Annotated in this window: 19 protein-coding genes; 3 read left to right on the top strand and 16 right to left on the bottom strand. The window is 47.3% G+C overall.

The genetic code is table 11. From position 1 onward, the window contains the following. Positions 1-88 precede the first annotated feature (88 nt). The 8 genes from AC0YNT_RS18755 to AC0YNT_RS18790 all read right to left on the bottom strand — a co-directional run bounded on the left by AC0YNT_RS18755 (position 89) and on the right by AC0YNT_RS18790 (position 8,950). Positions 89-1,135, bottom strand: a complete 1,047-nt coding sequence (locus AC0YNT_RS18755; RefSeq protein ID WP_475805998.1) for a DUF4349 domain-containing protein — start codon at positions 1,133-1,135, stop codon at positions 89-91. Positions 1,136-1,213: 78 nt separating this feature from the next. Beyond that, positions 1,214-2,113, bottom strand: coding sequence for an arginase (gene rocF / locus AC0YNT_RS18760; RefSeq protein WP_475805999.1), 900 nt, complete (start codon positions 2,111-2,113; stop codon positions 1,214-1,216). After that, positions 2,110-3,303 (bottom strand): ornithine--oxo-acid transaminase, encoded by a 1,194-nt coding sequence (locus tag AC0YNT_RS18765; protein WP_475806000.1) that lies wholly within the window; start codon positions 3,301-3,303, stop codon positions 2,110-2,112. The genes rocF and AC0YNT_RS18765 overlap by 4 nt, the downstream gene beginning before the upstream one ends. 182 nt (positions 3,304-3,485) lie before the next feature. Further along, on the bottom strand, positions 3,486-4,748 hold the full coding sequence (locus AC0YNT_RS18770; RefSeq protein WP_475806001.1) for an adenosylhomocysteinase: 1,263 nt from the start codon (positions 4,746-4,748) through the stop codon (positions 3,486-3,488). 37 nt (positions 4,749-4,785) lie between these two features. After that, entirely contained in the window at positions 4,786-6,423 is a 1,638-nt protein-coding gene (gene bshC, locus AC0YNT_RS18775) for a bacillithiol biosynthesis cysteine-adding enzyme BshC (RefSeq protein WP_475806002.1), read from the bottom strand. A gap of 209 nt (positions 6,424-6,632) precedes the next feature. Then, complete coding sequence (locus tag AC0YNT_RS18780; RefSeq protein ID WP_475806003.1) at positions 6,633-7,028, bottom strand: DUF3397 domain-containing protein; 396 nt, start codon at positions 7,026-7,028, stop codon at positions 6,633-6,635. A gap of 31 nt (positions 7,029-7,059) precedes the next feature. Next, complete coding sequence (locus tag AC0YNT_RS18785; protein ID WP_475806004.1) at positions 7,060-7,995, bottom strand: 2-dehydropantoate 2-reductase; 936 nt, start codon at positions 7,993-7,995, stop codon at positions 7,060-7,062. 304 nt (positions 7,996-8,299) lie between these two features. Further along, positions 8,300-8,950: an RsfA family transcriptional regulator gene (locus tag AC0YNT_RS18790; RefSeq protein WP_475806005.1), complete on the bottom strand. Its 651-nt coding sequence runs from the start codon at positions 8,948-8,950 to the stop codon at positions 8,300-8,302. 266 nt (positions 8,951-9,216) lie between these two features. Here AC0YNT_RS18790 and AC0YNT_RS18795 point away from each other — a divergent pair, with 266 nt between their 5' ends. Then, positions 9,217-9,453 (top strand): DUF2626 domain-containing protein, encoded by a 237-nt coding sequence (locus AC0YNT_RS18795; RefSeq protein WP_167277685.1) that lies wholly within the window; start codon positions 9,217-9,219, stop codon positions 9,451-9,453. A 53-nt stretch (positions 9,454-9,506) separates the two neighbouring features. On the opposite strand, the gene AC0YNT_RS18800 is transcribed toward AC0YNT_RS18795, so the two are convergent. Then, positions 9,507-10,667: a class I SAM-dependent methyltransferase gene (locus AC0YNT_RS18800; RefSeq protein ID WP_475806006.1), complete on the bottom strand. Its 1,161-nt coding sequence runs from the start codon at positions 10,665-10,667 to the stop codon at positions 9,507-9,509. 93 nt (positions 10,668-10,760) lie between these two features. On the opposite strand from AC0YNT_RS18800, the gene AC0YNT_RS18805 reads away from it, so the two are divergent. Beyond that, positions 10,761-11,861, top strand: coding sequence for a coiled-coil domain-containing protein (locus AC0YNT_RS18805; protein ID WP_475806007.1), 1,101 nt, complete (start codon positions 10,761-10,763; stop codon positions 11,859-11,861). Here AC0YNT_RS18805 and AC0YNT_RS18810 read toward each other — a convergent pair. Next, a complete protein-coding gene (locus AC0YNT_RS18810; RefSeq protein ID WP_475806008.1) occupies positions 11,833-13,113 on the bottom strand; it encodes an extracellular solute-binding protein in 1,281 nt (426 codons plus the stop codon). The two genes, AC0YNT_RS18805 and AC0YNT_RS18810, sit on opposite strands and share 29 nt — an antisense overlap. A 389-nt stretch (positions 13,114-13,502) precedes the next feature. Continuing rightward, positions 13,503-14,834 carry a PhoH family protein gene (locus AC0YNT_RS18815; protein ID WP_475806009.1) on the bottom strand — a complete coding sequence of 444 codons (1,332 nt, stop codon included), beginning with the start codon at positions 14,832-14,834 and terminating at the stop codon, positions 13,503-13,505. 117 nt (positions 14,835-14,951) lie between these two features. Between AC0YNT_RS18815 and AC0YNT_RS18820 the strand changes: the two genes are divergently transcribed. Continuing rightward, positions 14,952-15,494, top strand: coding sequence for a YhcN/YlaJ family sporulation lipoprotein (locus AC0YNT_RS18820; RefSeq protein ID WP_475806010.1), 543 nt, complete (start codon positions 14,952-14,954; stop codon positions 15,492-15,494). A 46-nt stretch (positions 15,495-15,540) separates the two neighbouring features. Here the strand turns inward: AC0YNT_RS18820 and AC0YNT_RS18825 are convergent, their stop codons facing one another. From AC0YNT_RS18825 to typA, 5 genes are all read right to left on the bottom strand, one after another. Continuing rightward, positions 15,541-15,723 (bottom strand): hypothetical protein, encoded by a 183-nt coding sequence (locus tag AC0YNT_RS18825; RefSeq protein ID WP_167277671.1) that lies wholly within the window; start codon positions 15,721-15,723, stop codon positions 15,541-15,543. Between the two features lie 72 nt (positions 15,724-15,795). After that, positions 15,796-16,842, bottom strand: a complete 1,047-nt coding sequence (locus tag AC0YNT_RS18830; protein WP_167277670.1) for an LCP family protein — start codon at positions 16,840-16,842, stop codon at positions 15,796-15,798. A 20-nt stretch (positions 16,843-16,862) separates the two neighbouring features. Next, positions 16,863-17,135, bottom strand: coding sequence for a hypothetical protein (locus AC0YNT_RS18835; RefSeq protein WP_475806011.1), 273 nt, complete (start codon positions 17,133-17,135; stop codon positions 16,863-16,865). Next, positions 17,132-17,446 (bottom strand): YlaH-like family protein, encoded by a 315-nt coding sequence (locus AC0YNT_RS18840; RefSeq protein WP_441894748.1) that lies wholly within the window; start codon positions 17,444-17,446, stop codon positions 17,132-17,134. Before AC0YNT_RS18840 ends, AC0YNT_RS18835 begins: the two co-directional genes overlap by 4 nt. Positions 17,447-17,474: 28 nt before the next feature. Next, a complete protein-coding gene (gene typA / locus AC0YNT_RS18845) occupies positions 17,475-19,319 on the bottom strand; it encodes a translational GTPase TypA (protein WP_475806012.1) in 1,845 nt (614 codons plus the stop codon). Between the last annotated feature and the right edge of the window lie 30 nt (positions 19,320-19,349).

Consider the following 19,349-nt stretch of genomic DNA (forward strand, 5'->3'; position numbering starts at 1 on the left):
CATTCTCCCACTAAGATACAGTAGTTCGCCACCTAAAATAAAAATCCTGCTCAATGAGCAGGATTTTTAATAAAATTAATTCATATGATTAACCATTTGGATGATTCGGGTCATCCTCTCCGGTTTCTTCTTTGACTGGAGGGGCTATAGGAGTTTGCGGCGGGATGGAAGGCATGGATTTGTTTCTTGCCCGGCTTCTTCCACGCAGCCAATAAACAGGAACACCGATAATAAATAGCAGTAACAGAATTGGCAGTGCGCCTGCAATGAAGATAAGCAGGCCTTGCAGAACACTAATCATAGCATCGACACTGTCATTGATTGCTTTAGACATTTTATCCCCGATGCCGTCTTCCTTATCATTCGTCTCTGCCTTCGCATCCGGTTGATACAATCTCAGCTCGATTGTTGAATAAGAAACGTTGCTATCCAAATAGCGGATCCGGCCCTTCAGCCGTTCAATATTTTCCTGTACCGTGGATAACTGCTCAGAAAACTTCACCAAATCATCTGCCTTAGTTGCTTTATCCATAAAGGCAAGAAGTCTTTCCTCCACCACCTGCTGAGCTGTCAGCCGTGATTGAAGATCCACATACTCTTCCGTCACATCCGTTCCGCTGATCTGCCGCTCAAACTTTTTATGCTCGATGCCATCCAGCCGGTCTATGAACGCCATGAACCCGGCAGCGGGAACCTTGATGGTATAAGTAGAGCTCTTCTCCCCATTGTACTGCCCGTCTTGGAATTGTAAAATGTAGCCCTCGGATTGATGTATAGCATTCCGGAGCGCCGTTGCCGCTTTATCATAATCAACGGCTTCTATTGTCAGATTCGCTTTATAAATCAGCTTCTGATTCATGGCGGTTCCGGTGCCTTCCGCTGCGATCTCTCCAATTGAACCGCTGCTAGCTTCACCTGCTACAGCAGTCGGCGCCTCTGCCGAGGAGCTGCTTGCGCTATTTTCCGTGGCTACCGATTGGTTTTCAAAACTGTCTGCTGCTGCGGCAGCGCCATTCGAACTTGAAGTAGCACTGTCACTATTACTGCTGCCGTTTGAACTTGAACATCCTCCCAGAATAAGTGCAACAACCATAATCATGAGCAAGAACGTATACCATTTTGTTATTTTACGCATCTTTACTCCCCCTTTTTTGTCGTCCACCGTACTAGACGCTCAATATTTGGAAATGTTGCAAAAGGGAGTAAATGGCGGTTAATTCCTTAAGTTGCTCAATAACACTTCAATTAGCTCCACTGCCAGCTTCGCTGTCTGATCTGCGCGGTCCAGCAGCGGATTCACCTCTACGAATTCAGCAGATGTTAGTCTTGTAGACAAACCAAGCTGGCGAAGGGCATTCCGCGCTTCCTCTGAAGTTAGTCCACCCTGTACCGGAGTGCCGGTTCCTGGTGCTTCAGCCGGATCAACACTATCGATATCAAAGCTGAGATGAATACCGTCAGTATTTGCCCCAGCTAATCTAATCGCCTCAGCAATAACCGCATCGATGCCAAGTTTACGGATATCCGCTATCCCGAAACAGGCAATACCTGCAGAATGAATGAGTACCTCTTCCGCTGGATCCAGATCACGAGCCCCAATCAGGACAATATTAGCTGGGGAAACAATGCCCGCTCCAGGCATCAAATGCGATAAAGACAGCTGTGCCCTTCCTTGAGCGACAGCAAGCGGAATGCCGTGCATATTGCCGGAAGGGCTGGTTGATTCTGTGTTCATATCAGCATGCGCGTCGATCCATATGACACCAAGTCTCGAGTAATAAGCAGATAAGCCTGCTATTGTTCCCATTGCAAGGCTGTGGTCTCCACCAAGCACAAAAGGAAATTGACCGGCTGATACAGCCGTATATACATCTCCAGCGAGCGCCGTCCCTGTTGCAATGACTTCTGCAGAATGCTTCATAGGCAGTTGAATGGGTGGTATTTGAGTACCGGCCCCTATATCCTTCTGCTCGTCAATATGGCATCCCAGCTGCTGCAGACTCTGTAAGAGACCAAGATGAAGGATATGGCGGGGAGCTAGTTCACTTCCGGGGTTTCCGGCACCAAGACCAAAAGGAACCGACAACAACGCAATTTTCGGAGGAGTCTTCATATTTGGAACACTTCCTTTATTCGCTCCAGCGCCCAGTCGAGCTCCTCCTTCGAAATAGTTAACGGCGGGGCGAAGCGGATCGCCGTCTCATGAGTCTCCTTGCATAACAGCCCGATCTGGAACAACGCTTCACAATAAGCCCTCGCCTGCACTGACAGCTGCATACCGATAAATAACCCTTTTCCCCTTACTTCGATAATATCTTCATGGCTTATCGCTTCCAGGCATTGCTTAAAATATTGCCCTAGCTGTTCGGAGCGCTCAGCCAGCTTCTCATCTTCCATCACCTTCAGCGCGGCAAGCGCAACTGCACAAGCGAGTGGATTACCGCCAAAGGTTGAACCATGTGAGCCGGGCTCGAATAGACCAAGCACATCATCACCAGCCGCAACGGCCGATATAGGCAGGACACCGCCGCCAAGTGCTTTTCCAAGAATATACATATTGGGAATAACATCCTCCCAATCGCAGGCGAAACGTTTGCCCGTTCTGCCAAAGCCAGTCTGGATCTCATCAGCAATAAATAGAACGTTTTGCTGTCTGCATAACTCAAAGGCCTGCTTCAAATAGCCGTCAGGCGGAGCGATAACGCCCGCTTCTCCTTGGATCGGCTCTACAAGAAAAGCTGCAGTATGCGGTGTGATCGCATTCTCAAGTGCTTCCGCGTCACCGTACGGAATAATTTTGAATCCAGGTGTAAAAGGACCAAAGCCTGCACGGTACTGCGCTTCCGAGGAGAAAGAAGTAATGGTTATGGTCCTGCCGTGGAAGTTCCCTTCACAGACAATAATTTCCGCCTGACCGTGCGGTACGCCCTTCACCCGGTAAGCCCAGCGTCGCGCCGCCTTCAAAGCTGTTTCCACTGCTTCTGCACCTGTATTCATCGCTAGAATTTTGGACTTACCCGTAAACTCTGCCAGCTTCTTGTACAACTGACCTAACTCCTCGCTGTGGAAAGCTCTAGAAGTAAGGGTTACTTTATCCGCTTGCTCCTTAAGTGCACGGATGATGGCTGGATGCCGATGTCCATGGTTCAACGCTGAATAAGCGCTGAGCATATCCATGTACCTGCGGCCTTCCGGATCCTCCACCCACACTCCTTCAGCATGCGTGATAACGACAGGAAGCGGACTATAGTTACGGGCACCGAAGCGATCCATAAGACGTATTGTGTCAACGGAACTTCTCATAGCCTATCCCTCCTAAAAAGAATTGACGCATGGATGGCCATGTGGCCATTTGCGGTCATTCTTATTCGTAAGCATACCCCTTGTTTCATTGTACGGCGATTGCCGCAAGTCCAATGACCGCAAAAAAAAGAACGCGCCATTTGGCACGTCCTTTTTTTGTCATATAAAAGTGAAAATAGGTTTTAGTCTTCTTTCCAGCTGTCAAGATAAGCAACTTGTTCAGCTGTCAGCTTGTCGATGCTGATATTCAGTGAATCCAGCTTGAAGCGTGCAACCTGCTCATCAAGCGCATAAGGAACGTTTACGACATGTTTGCCGATCGCAGCATACTCATCGTTCACATATTTCAAGCCAAGAGCTTGAAGGGCAAAGGTCGTATCCATAATCTCAGCCGGATGACCGTCACCAGCAGCCAGGTTAACTAAGCGACCTTCCGCCAGCACATAAATGCTGCGGCCGTCCTTCAGCTTATATTCCTCAATATTGCGGCGAACGGTACGAATATCCGTAGACATCGCTGCAAGCTCCGGTTTGTTGAACTCCACATCAAAGTGTCCTGCATTGGACAAAATCGCACCATTTTTCATCACTTCGTAATGCTCGGCACGGATGCAATCCTTATTGCCAGTTACAGTGATGAACAATTCACCGACTTTAGCCGCTTCGCTCATCGGAAGTACAGTAAAGCCGTCCATATAAGCTTCTACAGCTTTAATAGCGTCCACCTCTGTTACAACAACGTTTGCGCCCATACCTTTTGCACGCATCGCAACACCTTTGCCGCACCAGCCGTAGCCGACTACAACAACTGTCTTGCCTGCTACTACAAGATTAGTGGTCCGGTTGATTCCGTCAAAGACAGATTGGCCGGTACCATAACGGTTATCGAACAAATATTTGCAGTAAGCATCGTTAACGGCAACCATCGGGAAGCTGAGCGTGCCTTCCTTCTCCATTGCTTTCAGGCGGATAATGCCAGTCGTAGTCTCTTCCGCGCCCCCACGAATATTCACACGAAGATCCGGACGTTCTGTATGGAGAATCGTCACAAGATCGCCGCCGTCATCAATAATGAGGTCAGGCTTGGATTCCAGAGATTTAATAAGCAGTTCCTTATATTCTTGTGGATCCGGATTGTACTTGGCAAAGACAGTAATCCCGTCTTCTACAAGTGCCGCGCAAATATCATCCTGCGTAGACAGCGGGTTACTGCCTGTAATTGTTACATCTGCTCCGCCTGCCTTCACTACTTTAGCCAGATAAGCAGTTTTCGCCTCAAGGTGAAGCGAGATCGTTACTTTCAGCCCTTTAAAAGGCAGCTCTTGCTCAAATTGCTCGCGAATCCGGTTTAATACCGGCATGTGTGCACTCGCCCAGTCAATCTTCAAATGTCCTTCCGGGGCAAGGGCGATATCGCGGATAATGCTATTTTCTTGTGTACTCATTCTTTCAGTAGCCTCCTACAACATTCTTCGGGATAACTCATAAATAGACGAGCTGATGACCGCCGCTTGGCTCAAATGGAAGCTCGAGGAGCTTCTCCAGCCAAACGGAACCATAACGATTCCAGTAACCGGTCATATTGATTACACGTTCCTGCGGTTTGCCGCTCGGCCATAACGATAGCGCAATTCGGTCAAGCTGGCGAATGGATGCATCATATTGCTTGTTGAAGGCATCCTTCGTTTTTGATTCCAAATATTCGATCTGCTCCACGATCTTCTGACGATTCGTCTCGCCTAGCTTGAGAAGTCCCGGCTGAACCGAGCCAGCAAGCTCCAGAAGCGGCCCATACATCGAAATAAAGGATTGCTTCACTTCTTGGAACCGCTCTTCGATGGACAATTGATCCTGCTCCGTCAGCCACTGCTGCTTGCGAGCATCAAATCTATTTGCCACATCCTCGAAGGACAGCTCATATTTCATCATATGCTTCGCAATCGTACCTTCTACCAAAGTGTAGGAACTTCGCGGCACAATTATCGGCATTTCCATTTCTAACTTACGGAAAGCTTCTCCGGTTAATGCCCAATAAGCAACTTCACCAGGTCCTAGCACCGTGCCAAGAACAGGGAACAGATAATCCTGCATAATAGGTCTAGTCAGCACGTTATTGCTGAATTGTGAAGGTTGATCTTCCGCAAGCTGAAGCAGCTGCTCCTTCGACCAGAAGGCTGTTCCCTTCCGATCCTGGAACTGCCCGTCACGCTTATGCAGAAGTGTCCGTTCATCTCCGCTCTCTGAATTGAACAAGAAGAGGTTCGCACTACCGTCAACGACATCAGCCTGCAGTTGATAACCAAACGCCTTCACTTTCTCAGCAGCTGCTTTATAAGCTAGCTCCAGCTCATCGTTTTGCTCGATCATTCGGCGGAACATTGGTGCTTCTACCTTGCGCAGCTTTGGATCATCCGCATCAAGCAGCACAAGTCCTTCCTTCCCGAACAAGAAAGCCAAAATGCCCGCAAACATGTCCGATAAGGAATGAGATTGTCCTGCGATTTGCTTCAGTTCCTCAAGCAACCCTGGTTTAAAGTCCGAGTGGGGCAGCGTTTGCTCCAGCTCTTCCAGCAGCTTGTTCCAGCTGTCTTCATCAACAGTTGTACGGCTAACGGATGTTCTCGGTCCTTCCGGGCGCTGCAAGGTAAGCTTGCGCAGCTCCTGTTCTGCGTTCAGCAGGAAGGTATGATTAGCTTCATCCCAATCATGATCCTCGCCCGCAATCCAGAAAACGGGTACAACCGTACGACCAAGCTTTTGAGAAGCCCATTTGGCGCCACTAACAATGGAAACTGCTTTATGTATCACAAGCAGTGCTCCTGACCACAGTCCCGCCTGTTGACCGCCAATAATAACCGGTGCTCCTTCAGCAATAGCACGAATAGAAGCATCCACCTCAGGTGTTGTATAACGACTATTATATTGTCTCAGCACTTCGGCAACTTCAGCCGCATTTGCTCTACTTCCAGCCAATTTCTCCAGCCGCTCCAAACGAGTTGTCCAATCCTGTTCCCGCTCAGGATGATAGCCATACAGCAAATCTACATTTGCGTCCGTCCGATGTATATACGCCTCTGTTAAAGGCTGGGCGCTTGGCATGTCATAATGTTCCGTATTCATAGCGCAGCCAGTTCCTCCTAAATCAATCTTATATTTTGAATAACTGTAATCAATCATGCAACAATTTGATTGTACACAAAGGATAAGCCGCGCGTCAAAAAGAAAAACAGCCTTATTGCAAGAATAATGTCCCCTTGCGTATGCGCTACAGGCCATCATTCAGCTTGAAAGGCTGCTCTCTCGCTCTATTCTTTCACTACTGTTATAAGTTATGCGGAGAAGATTTTTTGCCCAATCGCGATAAACATGAGGAGCAGGTAAGCCATACTCATTGTAAAGAAACCAAGCCTCCACACCGCCCGGACGATCCGCCGGACATTTACACTGCCACGCTTTCGGAACTGCATATTACCCAGCATACCGCCTCCAAGAAGCATGAAGAGAATAATCGCATACAGCCCAAAGTGGCTGTTGAACAAGGAGTCAAATAATACAGCTACACATCCAATAAGCAGTGCGGTCGTTACGTCCATCGCTAATTGCAACGCTTTCTTCCGGTCCTCCGAGAACAGCCCATGCCCGAAATAAACGAGCGCAAAAGGAATGACAGGTATTACAGCCAAGTAGGCATAGACGTATTTAACACTATCCCATAACCATCCCATGTCATCCCCACCTTTCCTCATATATCCTTACTTACTGTAATTGTTTCACAAGTGCGGTTACGGCATCATTTAACGGAGAAGGAATACCGTGGCGCTTGGCAACCGCGGATACTCCGCCGTTAATCCAATCAATCTCTGTCTCACGCTTTGACCGAACGTCACTCAGCATGGACGATACGTTCGCTGAAGTTGCCTCACATACATCCAGTACAAGCTGCCAGCCATCTCCTGCAAGCATCATGCCATCAGACGTTAAGATGGTTGACGTCTCCTGATACAATGACTGCATAAGCTTGATTCGTGATGGATGCCGAGGAAGCTCTCCGTTTGTTATATCAAAAATAGCGGTAAGTGGGTTAATCACCGCATTAATAAGCAGCTTTTGGTAAATCCGATCTCTCATTTGATTCGACAACCCTACGCTGAATCCTGCCGATTGCAGGACATTAAACAACATATTTTGGAGATTTTCGTCCTTTTTGTCCCAATTTGCAGGTCCAAACCATAGCTGCCCTTTTCCCGTATGCCGCACTCCGTTCTCTTCGATCCGTCTTGCACCTTCAGAAGTGACCCCTGCATAGAGGGCGAGGTCTGGCAAAGCAAGTGCCAGCTTGTCCAAGTGACCAATCCCATTCTGCAGGCAGAGCATTGCCGTATGCGGCCCGCTCAATCTCTTCAATTGACCAACAAGCAGCTCATCAATATGACTTTGCTTCACCGTGAGTATGATCCATTCAGGCTCCACTGGATTCTCTGCCAGCACGGACTCTAGATTAGAGAGACTATGACTATTCACTACTGCATTCCTCACGGAACCATCCAGAGCCTCTAGCTTGATGCCCTCCTTCTGCAATAATGCCGCTTGAGTTTCTGTTCGGGTCCATACAATAACTTCCTGCCCTGACTGTGCGAGTTTCCCGGCATGCAAGAGACCGATGGCTCCGCCTCCAACTATATGTATTTTCAATCAATAGTCCTCCTAAAAAGAATTGCCAGAAAATAGGCCATATCAGGGCCTTGGTGTGGTAATTCTTAACTTCGTAAGCATCAACAAAAAAGAATTGCCACAAAATAGGCCATATCAGGGCCTTGGCGTGGTAATTCTTAACTTCGTAAGCATCAACTAAAAAGAATTGCCACAAAATAGGCCATATCAAGGCCTAAGCATAAAAAAAGTATGCTCGTATATATAGCATACCTAATCTTGTATATCCCGAAAAGGGGCTGAAAAAGCGAACACCCCGCCGTTATTTTCCCGGCGGGGCATTTACTTACTCAATTCGTTCCAAATTGCCGTTCGCATCCATTTTAAACCGAGGCTTTGCTTCCTCTTCATGCGTTAACACCGCCAGCCGGCGTGCCCGGTCCATAATTTGAATCAATGTTTTATAATCATCATTGACGGCCCGGTAATCGGTTTGAACATTGTTTACTTCTTTAGACAATCTCTCATTTTCATCGCGTAATCGTTCAATCTCGTCCTCTTTTTCCCTCAGTTCTTTCTCGAAAGACTTCATTTGACGACTTACATCCTGATAAGTGGTCTTGAATTGTCTAAGAAAACGAATAATGGAATCAACGGATAAACCTTCTTCCGTCGTTACCGCATTAGCACTAAAGGCTCTTTCTTCTGTATCAAATACAGCAATAGAAGAGACATGAGGAGTTGCGACAATCGCCTGTTTTTTCAAATAATTGCGCTTCTGGCGTTGTTGCTTGGCGATTTGAATCGCTTCTTCATAACGTTTGCGGACACAGCTGTTCCAGCGGAATCCGCAAGCTGCAGACGTCCGTCCAATACGTTCTCCTACCTCTTCGAACGCCGCAAGCTGGGTACTACCTTCTCTAATATGGCGTAGTGTAACTTCGGCGAGAATGAGATCATCGTCCGGACTCCACGCATCTTGTCTGACTGCTGTCATGCGACCAAAACCTCCTTACGTAAAGGCGCTTACTTTAACTCTATGCCCTTGGTAGAGTTCATAGAATCTATTGGATACTAAATTGTATAACCAAATTTTAATGTGCTCATACATAATTCATCTGATTAACGCGCAAACTGTTGTCATAACCGCTCATTTTTACACAAAATAGTTGAATTTGTTCGTGCCTGCTTGTTTACACTGCCAAAATCAACCGTTATAATGTACAATAGAAATTCGGGTCATAACGAAGGGGGGATGGTTTCATGGCACGCATGTATCGGGTACTCGGTTTTTGGACGCTTGTGATCGGCTTGATGGCTACAGCAGGTCACATGACTGAATTCGCACTTCTGTTTTTTGCACAAGCGATTGCTTTCGTTTTCCTGGGTTATCTAAAATTTAGCGAACGTACATACATACTCATGTTCTGGGGATATATGGTCATTTCGTTTGCAGGATTTACTTATTGGACCGTTTTCAAGATGGGCAATCCATTCTAAAATTGTATGCAAACAGCAAAAAGGTGCGGCTCCAAAACGGAGCTGCACCTTTTTTAATGTTTATCCAATATGAGTACTTTAAAAGCCTCGCTCATCCCATCGCTGAGCAGCAGCTGGCGAATAGCCCGATTCTTCCTTGCTGTCTCCCCGAACGGATCTGTCTCCGTATGATTCTGAAGGAGCCCCAGCGCCCCATTATCGACCAGGAATTGCTTTTGGGTATCGTAGTAGGTAACCATCCACCCTGCCTCTTCCGCGGCCTTACGGACCGATGTGAACGGCACATGCGCTGTTATATCCTGCTCCCCTATTCGAAGATATGGCTCATCCGCTGCAACATGCTCAGAGTAGCATAGAAGAGTCCCCTTCATCCGATGCTTTGCTGCATACTCTTTTGCTTCATGACCATAATCAATAATGATAACTCGGCCTGAGGACATTCGTTCACTGAGCTGACTGAGCCACTGTCCAGCCTCTAGATTCACCTCAGTCTGCTGCCCCTCTGCTAACCCAATGCCATCACTTTGCAGCGATGCAGCGATCTGCTCATCGGACAAGGACATATACACTTCGTAAAAGCCAGCTTCCGCACTTCCAGCTACACCTAGCTCCACCAACTCCCCATTCTCCATCGTAACGCGATGGACCGGGAAGGCATCCAGCAGCTCGTTGGCCAGTACGACCGTAGGCCTCCCCTGCCAAAGTCCGCTAGTTGCACTCAAAGCTTCCTCCGAAGAAAGGAACATTGGCAAATCATAGTGTGCCAAAGCCAGCTTAGCCTCTTCACGATGGCCAGGATGATCCTCCACTACCACAGGATGGCAAAGTATAGGAATTTCCTTTGCCCGGGCTTTCCACGCCTCCTGAATCTGCACAGAGTGTCTGCCTGTGCCTGCCCCCCACTCAACAAGTTGAAAATTATCATCTCTGATATGCTGCTCTGCATATTGGAACAAGGCTGACGTCAGACAATGCGCAAGCACCATACCTACAGCTGAGCTAGTGTAGAAATCCCCCTGCTTGCCGATACGAGTCGAGCCTGATCGGTAATAACCATCTTTCTCGTCATACAAACACATGCTCATATATTGTTTAAACGTAATACAGCGAAGTCGATCTGGAGAAGCTTCATTGCCAGGCTCCCAGCCTATTGCAGGCTGCCTCGCGATATGATCCGCAATGCGTTGAATTAACGTTTTTTTGCCTATTTTCAACTGTTCATCCCCTGCCAATAAGATATAATAAATGGAACTGTCGCATACAATGATTGCTGTACAGGCCTAGCAACGTGAGAGAGGAGGCGGCTGGTGGCATTCCATCGCGTTTATGTTCGAGGCAGATTCGTCTTTATCCTTCTTATTATCCTAATGCTTGCTGTATGCAAGCTTCCTGTCATGGCGGAGCCTCAACTGACGGAGGACGAACAGGTCAATCAAATTCTTGAGAAAAGCTTGTCTATTGTTGAAATTGACAAAGAAATAGCCCGGATTCAGACGGAGAAGCAGAAGGTTACAAATGATATGTCGATTACAGACAAGAGTATCCTGGAGAGGGAACAGTTGATCAAGGAAAAACGCGAAGAAGCCGGCAAGGTGCTGCGCGCTTATTATATGGGTGAACGTGACATACTGCTTCGAGCTATACTATCCTTTGATTCCTTACATGAATTGTTTGCTATGCTGGACTATGTCGATATTATTTTCACGAAGGACCGGGATACACTGGACTCCTACACGGCCGAATATAAGAATTTGAAAGAAGAGTACACCAAGCTGGATGGAAGAAAAACAGAACTTGAAGAAATCGAAAACCGTTTAAAGATGCAACGGGATCGAGTCGCACAGCTGGAGCAGCAAATTGATGGCGAGCTTGCCGGACGGTCCGACGCAGATCGACTTCGCCTGCTTATGCAGGAACTGACGAATTATTGGGAAACAGCTGGTTTGCAAGAAGTTGAGCTTTACTTTGGCGCTTTGTCCAAAGCCATGAACAAATTGCCGAACTGGATCGAGGATAACAAGCAGTATCTCGATATTGACGGCTTTAATTATACCCTTCGTATTCCAGAAGACGCGCTTAACGCTTTTCTACGGGAACAGGATCAGAGATTTAATGATTTCTCGTTCCGGTTTGAAGATGGTAAAGTAACAGCCTCCGGCAAGCACGACAATATGGATATTGCAGTTTCCGGTCATTATACGGTAGAAGAGAAGCCAAAGAACGGCATCGTATTTCATGTCGATGAGCTGTTATTTAACGGATTTGCATTACCGGATACAACAAGGAAAACACTCGAACAAAAGTTTGATCTAGGTTTTTATCCAGGTGATATTATTGCATTAATCCAAGCAAAATCAGTCGAAATGCAAGATAGCGAACTTATTGTTCATTTGAAGGTGAAGCTGTAATCGATTGGATAAAGGAAGTGATGTCCGTCGCACCAGATGTATACAGCTTCCACAAAGCTTGCCAGCGTTTCCACTCACTGTGCCAATTTGGTGCTGGCGGCTCATCCATTGGTTCGTCATTTAACAAAGGTAACATCCACGAAGGCGGATATTGGGCTGTTGTGCCCGAATATCCGCTTATTTCGTATATGGAATTTTTGGCAGGCAGCTTTCCGAAACGCTCGTAGCTGCGCTCTAGCTCGGTTACACTTGTCATTTCTTTTATCCAGCTAAATGAGGCTTCCGTCTTCTCCGAAGCAGCAGACACGACAAAGCTGCGGCTTCCGAGCCATATGTTACGTAATTTATCCTTATCAAGAACCAGCTTGTCCTGCTCTGATTTAGGAAGTGCTTTATACTCTGACCACGGAAGAACAGAAGCCAGCATCCGTTGCTGCTCCAGCTCTGTCCCTAACATACGATTATTAAGATTAAAAGAAGGTATCGTCAAACCAGCCAATGCCTTCAGTCGGCTTGCTGACTCTTCACTTAACAACAAAGCCCCTGTGCCCCGCTGTGCTGGATTGCTCCAACCATCGAGCCAAGCTGCCGTCAGGCTGAAATCGCTTGGCAAATAAACAAGCGGTTTGGATGCCTCCTGAGGAGCTGACAAATGATCAGTCAAATTCATAAAGCTGTCCCAGTCCTTCGGCGGAGCTGATAACTTTTGCTCTGACAACATGGCCTTATTCCACACGAGCACAGCTGGATCCGCATCATAAGGAAGACCCCATAGGTAGCTGTTCCACTTCAATGGAGCTAGCAGCTTCGCGGGCTGATCGGAAATTGTACTTGCCGTGTTCACACTGTCAACAGGCTCAAGCAGGCCCATAACGGCAAACTCCCGCACCCATCCGCTGTCCATCAGCATAATATCCGAGGAAGAACCCAGCTCCAGCTCCTGTTTCCATGCGACATAAGCCTCTTCCTTGGATTCAACATTGGACAAAAGCACCTTGATGTTCGGGTATTTCAGCATAAAGCGTTGACTTGCTTCTTCCAGGTTCGCGAATTCCGCAGATGTCATGGAAACGGTTACAACTATGGATTCCATAGGCTCATCATCCTGCTCGTGAGTCACAGGTCCTGTATTTGCATCATGGGAGCTGCTGCCGGTAGCGGCCGGCTTATTTGAGTCCAGATTAGGAATAAGCAAAATAACGGACAACAGCACTGCTCCTGCAAGGATCATCATATATCTCCTTGTAGCCACACACGTCTCCCTCTCCGATATATCATTACGCCCCCGCAGTATCTCTATTAAAACCTATCATAACAATAAAATGCAGTGTTGTCCAAACAAGTCTAGGACTTTGATCCCACCTGCCCTGTAGGCTAATGTGGTAATGTGACTCGCTCCGTAATTCAAATGTTCTTCCGATCGCCATTGCTCGTGGATTCCATCGATTTAGTTGTAAGCAGTGTAGGAATCCACTCACAAAAGCGAACGTTTAAAAGCTTTCTGCAAGAAAGCTACTCCGGAAGCATCCGCCTTGCTTCTCCAGAATCATTTGAATTACTCCGTTCGCCCTATTAACCTCTGCCTTAAAACAGCAAAATAGCGGTGCTGGGATTTTCCCGGCACCGCTACATTTTTAAAGATTACAGAAGATCTGCTGCGAGCTGGGCGAGCTTGGAGCGCTCGCCTTTTTCCAGCGTAATATGACCGCTGATTCCTTCGCTTTTGAAATGCTCCACGATATGTGTGAGCCCGTTGCTCACTGCATCGAGATAAGGATGGTCAATCTGCTCCGGATCACCCATAAGCACGATTTTACTGCCCTCCCCAACACGGGAGACAATCGTCTTCACTTCATGCTTCGTTAAGTTTTGCGCCTCATCGATAATGATGAATTGCCCCGGAATCGAACGACCGCGAATATAGGTGAGTGCTTCGACCTGGATACTGCCAAGACCCATTAATATTTTATCGATATCACCGGATTTTTTCGTATCAAACAGATATTCCAGGTTATCATAGATCGGCTGCATCCAAGGACGAAGCTTCTCTTCCTTCTCACCCGGCAAGTAACCGATGTCTTTCCCCATTGGCACAACCGGGCGGGCAATCAGAAGCTTTTTGTATTTATGCTCATCCTCGACCTTCAATAGACCAGCAGCAAGCGCCAGAAGCGTTTTACCTGTGCCGGCTTTTCCGGTTAAAGTGACGAGCGGGATTTCATCGTTAAGCAGCAGCTCTAAGGCCATACGCTGCTGAGCATTCCTAGCTGTTATTCCCCAGATCGGATCATTACTTAAGAACAACGGCTCTAGGCGTGTGCCGTCATTGCTGACCTTAAGCAGGGCCGATTTGGAGGAGCCCATCTCATCTCGCAATATGACGAATTCATTAGGTTTCAGCCTGATTCCAGCCTGAAAGCTCTTATTCGTGAGGAATCGATACGTATAAAATTCATCAATGACTGACGGATGGACAAATATCGTTTCATAACCAGCGTAGAAGTCTGTCGTGGATACTGTCCGGTCGGATAAGTAATCTTGTGCCATTAATCCAAGCACATCCGCTTTAATCCGGACGAGAACATCCTTGCTTACGAGTACGACACTACTTACTTGCTGCGTCTCCAGCTGTTCCAAGTGATAGTTGAGCGCGACCGCAAGTATTCGGTTATCATTGGACATTTCACCGAACATCTCTTGCACACGCATGAAACTTCTGTGATTAAGCTCCACCTTTAACAGTCCGCCATTAGGCAGTGTTATACCCTCATGAAGACGCCCATCCACTCGCATACCATCGAGCAACCGGGATATGGAACGCGCGTTGCGCCCTAGTTCGTCTGCCAGCCTCTTCTTGGAGTCGATTTCTTCCAACACCACCGCGGGAATGATGACTTCGTTATCCTCGAAGGCAAATAGCGATTGCGGATCATGAAGCAGCACATTAGTGTCGAGCACGAATATTTTTTTCATGAAAACCCTCCCGGCGTCGGTCATTCAATAGATAAGCATACATAGCCATACTTGGCTGCGGGTACACTAAAGTTTGAATAGACGATGTGCAACAAGACAAAATGAGGTGGAACGAACATGTACCAGAAACTTATTGCGGCGATTGCAATTGCGGCAATTACAGCTGGCTGCGGCACCGTCGCCCGAAACGAAACATCACCCTCTCCTCAAAATAATGGCACTGTTCGCGCTCAGCAGACAAGTCCTCAGAAAAAACACATTACAGATCCTGAGAAGGTCTCGAAGCACTTAGAACAGCTGGCCATGGGCATCAAAGGTGTTACGAATGCGCACTGTGTCGTACTCGGTAACACCGCCGTGGTTGGGATCGATGTCGACAGCAAGCTTGATCGCTCCAGAGTAGGGACGATTAAATATTCCGTCGCTGAAGCTTTCCATAAAGATCCTTATGGCATTGATGCTATCGTAACAGCCGATATGGATTTGTCACAGCGGCTGAACGAAATCGGAGCTGATATACGCCGCGGCAGACCGGTTAGCGGCTTCGCGGAAGAGATGGCCGACATCATCGGCCGGATTGTACCGCAGCTCCCTCGAGAGGTATTACCTCAAGACCCGATCGTTGAGCAGCGGGCAAAAAATTTACAGAATCTTCACTAGCTTGTATACCGCAGTTAAAGACACAAAAAGCCTAGTGATTTACTCACTAGGCTTTCTTCATGACAGCAAGTCCTTCAAACAAGCCTGTCATTATTCTATTCGGTTCCATCCGGATACATACCGAGATCGGCACACAGATGCAGTCGTCAGCCTTAAAACCTGAGAATAGTCTCAAGCTCTCATCACCGCTTCTATTAGTCTTAAATGACGCGGTTACGGCTTTGGGCATCCGCATGACCTCCATCGAAAGGAATCATATCCGTACACCTATTATAGCGGTAAACCAATCCCTAGTCTATGGTTATTCAGCCATTTTCGCCTGCAAAGCTGCACGAGCCTCGCTGAGCTTGGTTTCATCCAAATAGACATAAGGACTTTTCCATGTTCCTTCGAGCGGAATGAACTGAATATCCGAGCTGCTGATGCCGAAATAGGTCTTCATCAGGTTTTGGATTTCCTTCGGTGGCATATCAATCGACATGTTGTCGCCAACCGCATCGATGACATTGCCCATTTTCGCAATACCGCCAAGTGATTTCATCTTGTCAACAATCTTGGCTACAACTTCACTTTCGCGTTGGTTCCTGTCGAAGTCACTGGACATATTTTTGCCGTCATTCGATTTCCGGTAGCGAACAAAGTCAAGCGTCTTATCACCATCAAGAGTTTGCAGACCTTTTTTCAAGTTAATGTTCGTACCATCGTAATTGTCGACATATTTCATATCCATATCGACGTTCACTTCAATACCGCCAAGTGCGTCTACAACATCCTCGAAGCCTTTAAAGTTCACAACAGCTGTATACTTGAGATCAACACCGAAGTATTTACCAAGCATATCCCGAATGGCACGTTTAGCATCTGCTTCTGCTGCTTCCTTATCCATCCCCTTGTCCGAGCGGGCTTGACTAAAGAAAGTAGCATAGTTAGCGTTAGCTTTCCGTTCACCATAACCTTCCAGCTCCAGCAACGTATCCCGAGGAATCGAGATAACAGTCGCTGATTTGGAGTTGGGGTTAAAGACAGCAACCATCATGACGTCGGTGTTCATGCCACCGCCCTTTGCCCTGGTATCAAGGCCAAGCAGTACCATTCCCACAGCTTTCTTCTTCACTGACTCCGCAACCGGAATCTGTACTTCGTTATTGGATACAGTACCAATGTCGTTAATCGCTTTGTTCGCCTTGGTAGCCAGAAATCCGACGTATGCTGCGATTAACAAAATAACAGCCAATAATAGCAGCAAAACTACTTTCAGCACGCGTCTTTTCTTAGGTGGCTTAGGCGATCTTGGAGCGGTCTTGGCATTTACTCCACGAGGTGGCAGTGCAGCCGAGCCTTGCGTCATAAGATCATCACACCTTCATGTCAGTTGTATTTCGGATTCGACCTGATATCAACGAGAAGCTGCTCAGCAGCTTCCCGAGGATATAGTTGCAGCTTGGTGCTTCTATTACGTTCATACTTCACATGAACCATAGTCGCATCCGTTGCTGCAATATGCTGGCCGGATACACCGTGGTCTTCCGACAAAATTTGCGCGAAAAACTCACAGGTATCCATAGCCGCATGATCATCCGGCCGATCTTCGGCTACGATATGAATCTGCAGCCAGTTGAACAAGGCGTCATCAAACGTCATTTGCCCGAATCAGCTTCCTTTATGGCGCCGCTGCCGGCCCTATTATTTTTCCATTTGTCGTACAGCTGTCGTCCGCGAAGCATAAGCATCATCAGAACGGCGATCCCCATACATTGAATAATGGGAAGTTTGTCGACTTGCAGAACCATAAGGACTAGCGAACCAAACGCCATCAGGATGTAGACAAGCACTTCCTTCAAGATCGGAAGCTTCTGATTGTTCGCCCTGAACACTTTATTGAAGATATAGATCGTAAATCCAAGTATAAGCAAATACGAAACGGCGTGATGGTCGCTCAACCATTGCTGCATGCCGTAACCCCCTTAGCCTGCCCGGTGTTTATACGCCTGCTTGCGCTGTTTTGCGATGTTTCTCTGCACGCTCGCGCTCGCTCTTGTTCAAGATTTTTTTACGAAGACGAATCGACTTCGGTGTAATTTCACAGAATTCATCGTCATTCAAATACTCAAGCGCTTGTTCAAGGGAGAACAGACGTGGAGTTTTGAGTTTAACTGTATCATCTTTACCGGCAGAACGAACGTTAGTCAGCGCCTTCTCTTTACAGATGTTGACGATGATATCGTTATCGCGCGTATGCTCGCCAACGATCATGCCTTCATAAATTTCAGTACCTGGCTCAACGAATTGAATACCGCGGTCCTCTACACCCAGCATGCCATAGAACGTCGAAGTTCCTGTTTCGCTCGATACGAGTACACCTTGGTGACGACCGCCAACTCCAGATGCAAGTGGACCGTAGCTGTCGAAAGCATGGTTCATGATACCGTAGCCGCGTGTCAAAGTCAGGAACGAGGTACGGTAGCCGATCAAACCACGTGCTGGGATAATGAACTCCAGACGAACTTGGCCGTTGCCGTTGTTGATCATGTTGACCATTTCGGCTTTACGTGTTCCAAGGCTTTCCATAACGGAACCCATGCTGTCTTCTGGTACGTCAATCAGAAGGCGTTCGTATGGCTCGGATTTCACGCCATCAACTTCCTTGATGATAACTTCTGGTTTCGAAACTTGAATTTCGAATCCTTCACGACGCATGTTCTCAATCAAAATACCAAGGTGAAGCTCACCACGTCCGGATACGATAAAAGCGTCCGGGCTGTCTGTTTCATCTACACGAAGTGCTACGTCTGTTTCTAGCTCTTTGAACAAACGCTCACGAATTTTACGGGATGTTACCCATTTACCTTCGCGTCCTGCAAACGGGCTGTTGTTAACCAGGAACGTCATTTGCAAAGTTGGCTCGTCGATTTTCAGAACTGGCAATGCTTCTGGTTTCGTTGGATCAGCAATTGTCTCACCGATGTTGATGTCTTTGATACCAGCGATAGCAACGATGTCACCAGCGCCTGCTTCTTCGATCTCAATACGCTTCAGACCTTGGAAGCCAAACAATTTCTCGATACGGGCTTGCTTAACAGCACCTTCACGAGTAATTACCGCTACCGATTGACCTTGACGAACGATACCACGGTTTACGCGGCCAACCGCGATACGACCCAGGTATTCATTGTAATCAAGCAAAGTAACCAGGAATTGCAGCGGCTCATCAACCGTTTCCGTAGGATGCGGGATGTGGCTTACAATTGTTTCGTACAAAGCTTGCATGTTGTCTTCTTGTTTCTCAGGTTCGGACTCAAGGCTCGAAGTACCCATCAGTGCGGATGCATAAACAACCGGGAATTCCAGTTGATCATCGTTCGCGCCAAGCTCGATGAACAGGTCAAGCACTTCGTCGATAACTTCTGTCGGGCGGGCATTAGGACGGTCAATTTTATTAACGACTACAATTGGCGTAAGGTTGCTTTCAAGTGCTTTACGCAATACAAATTTTGTTTGCGGCATGCAGCCTTCGAACGCATCAACTACGAGCAATACGCCGTCAACCATCTTCATAATCCGTTCTACTTCTCCGCCAAAGTCCGCGTGTCCTGGTGTATCGACAATGTTAATAAGGTAGTCTTTATACGTAATTGCCGTATTTTTCGCCAGGATCGTAATACCGCGTTCCCGTTCCAAATCATTGGAATCCATTGCACGCTCCTGTACAGCTTCATGCTCTCTAAATGTACCTGATTGCTGCAACAGCTTATCAACCAAAGTTGTTTTACCGTGGTCAACGTGGGCGATAATCGCAATATTCCGGATGTTTTCTCTTGCTTGCATAACTAATAATCCACTCCATTTTCTCTAATT

The organism is Paenibacillus sp. J22R56 (assembly GCF_056269375.1).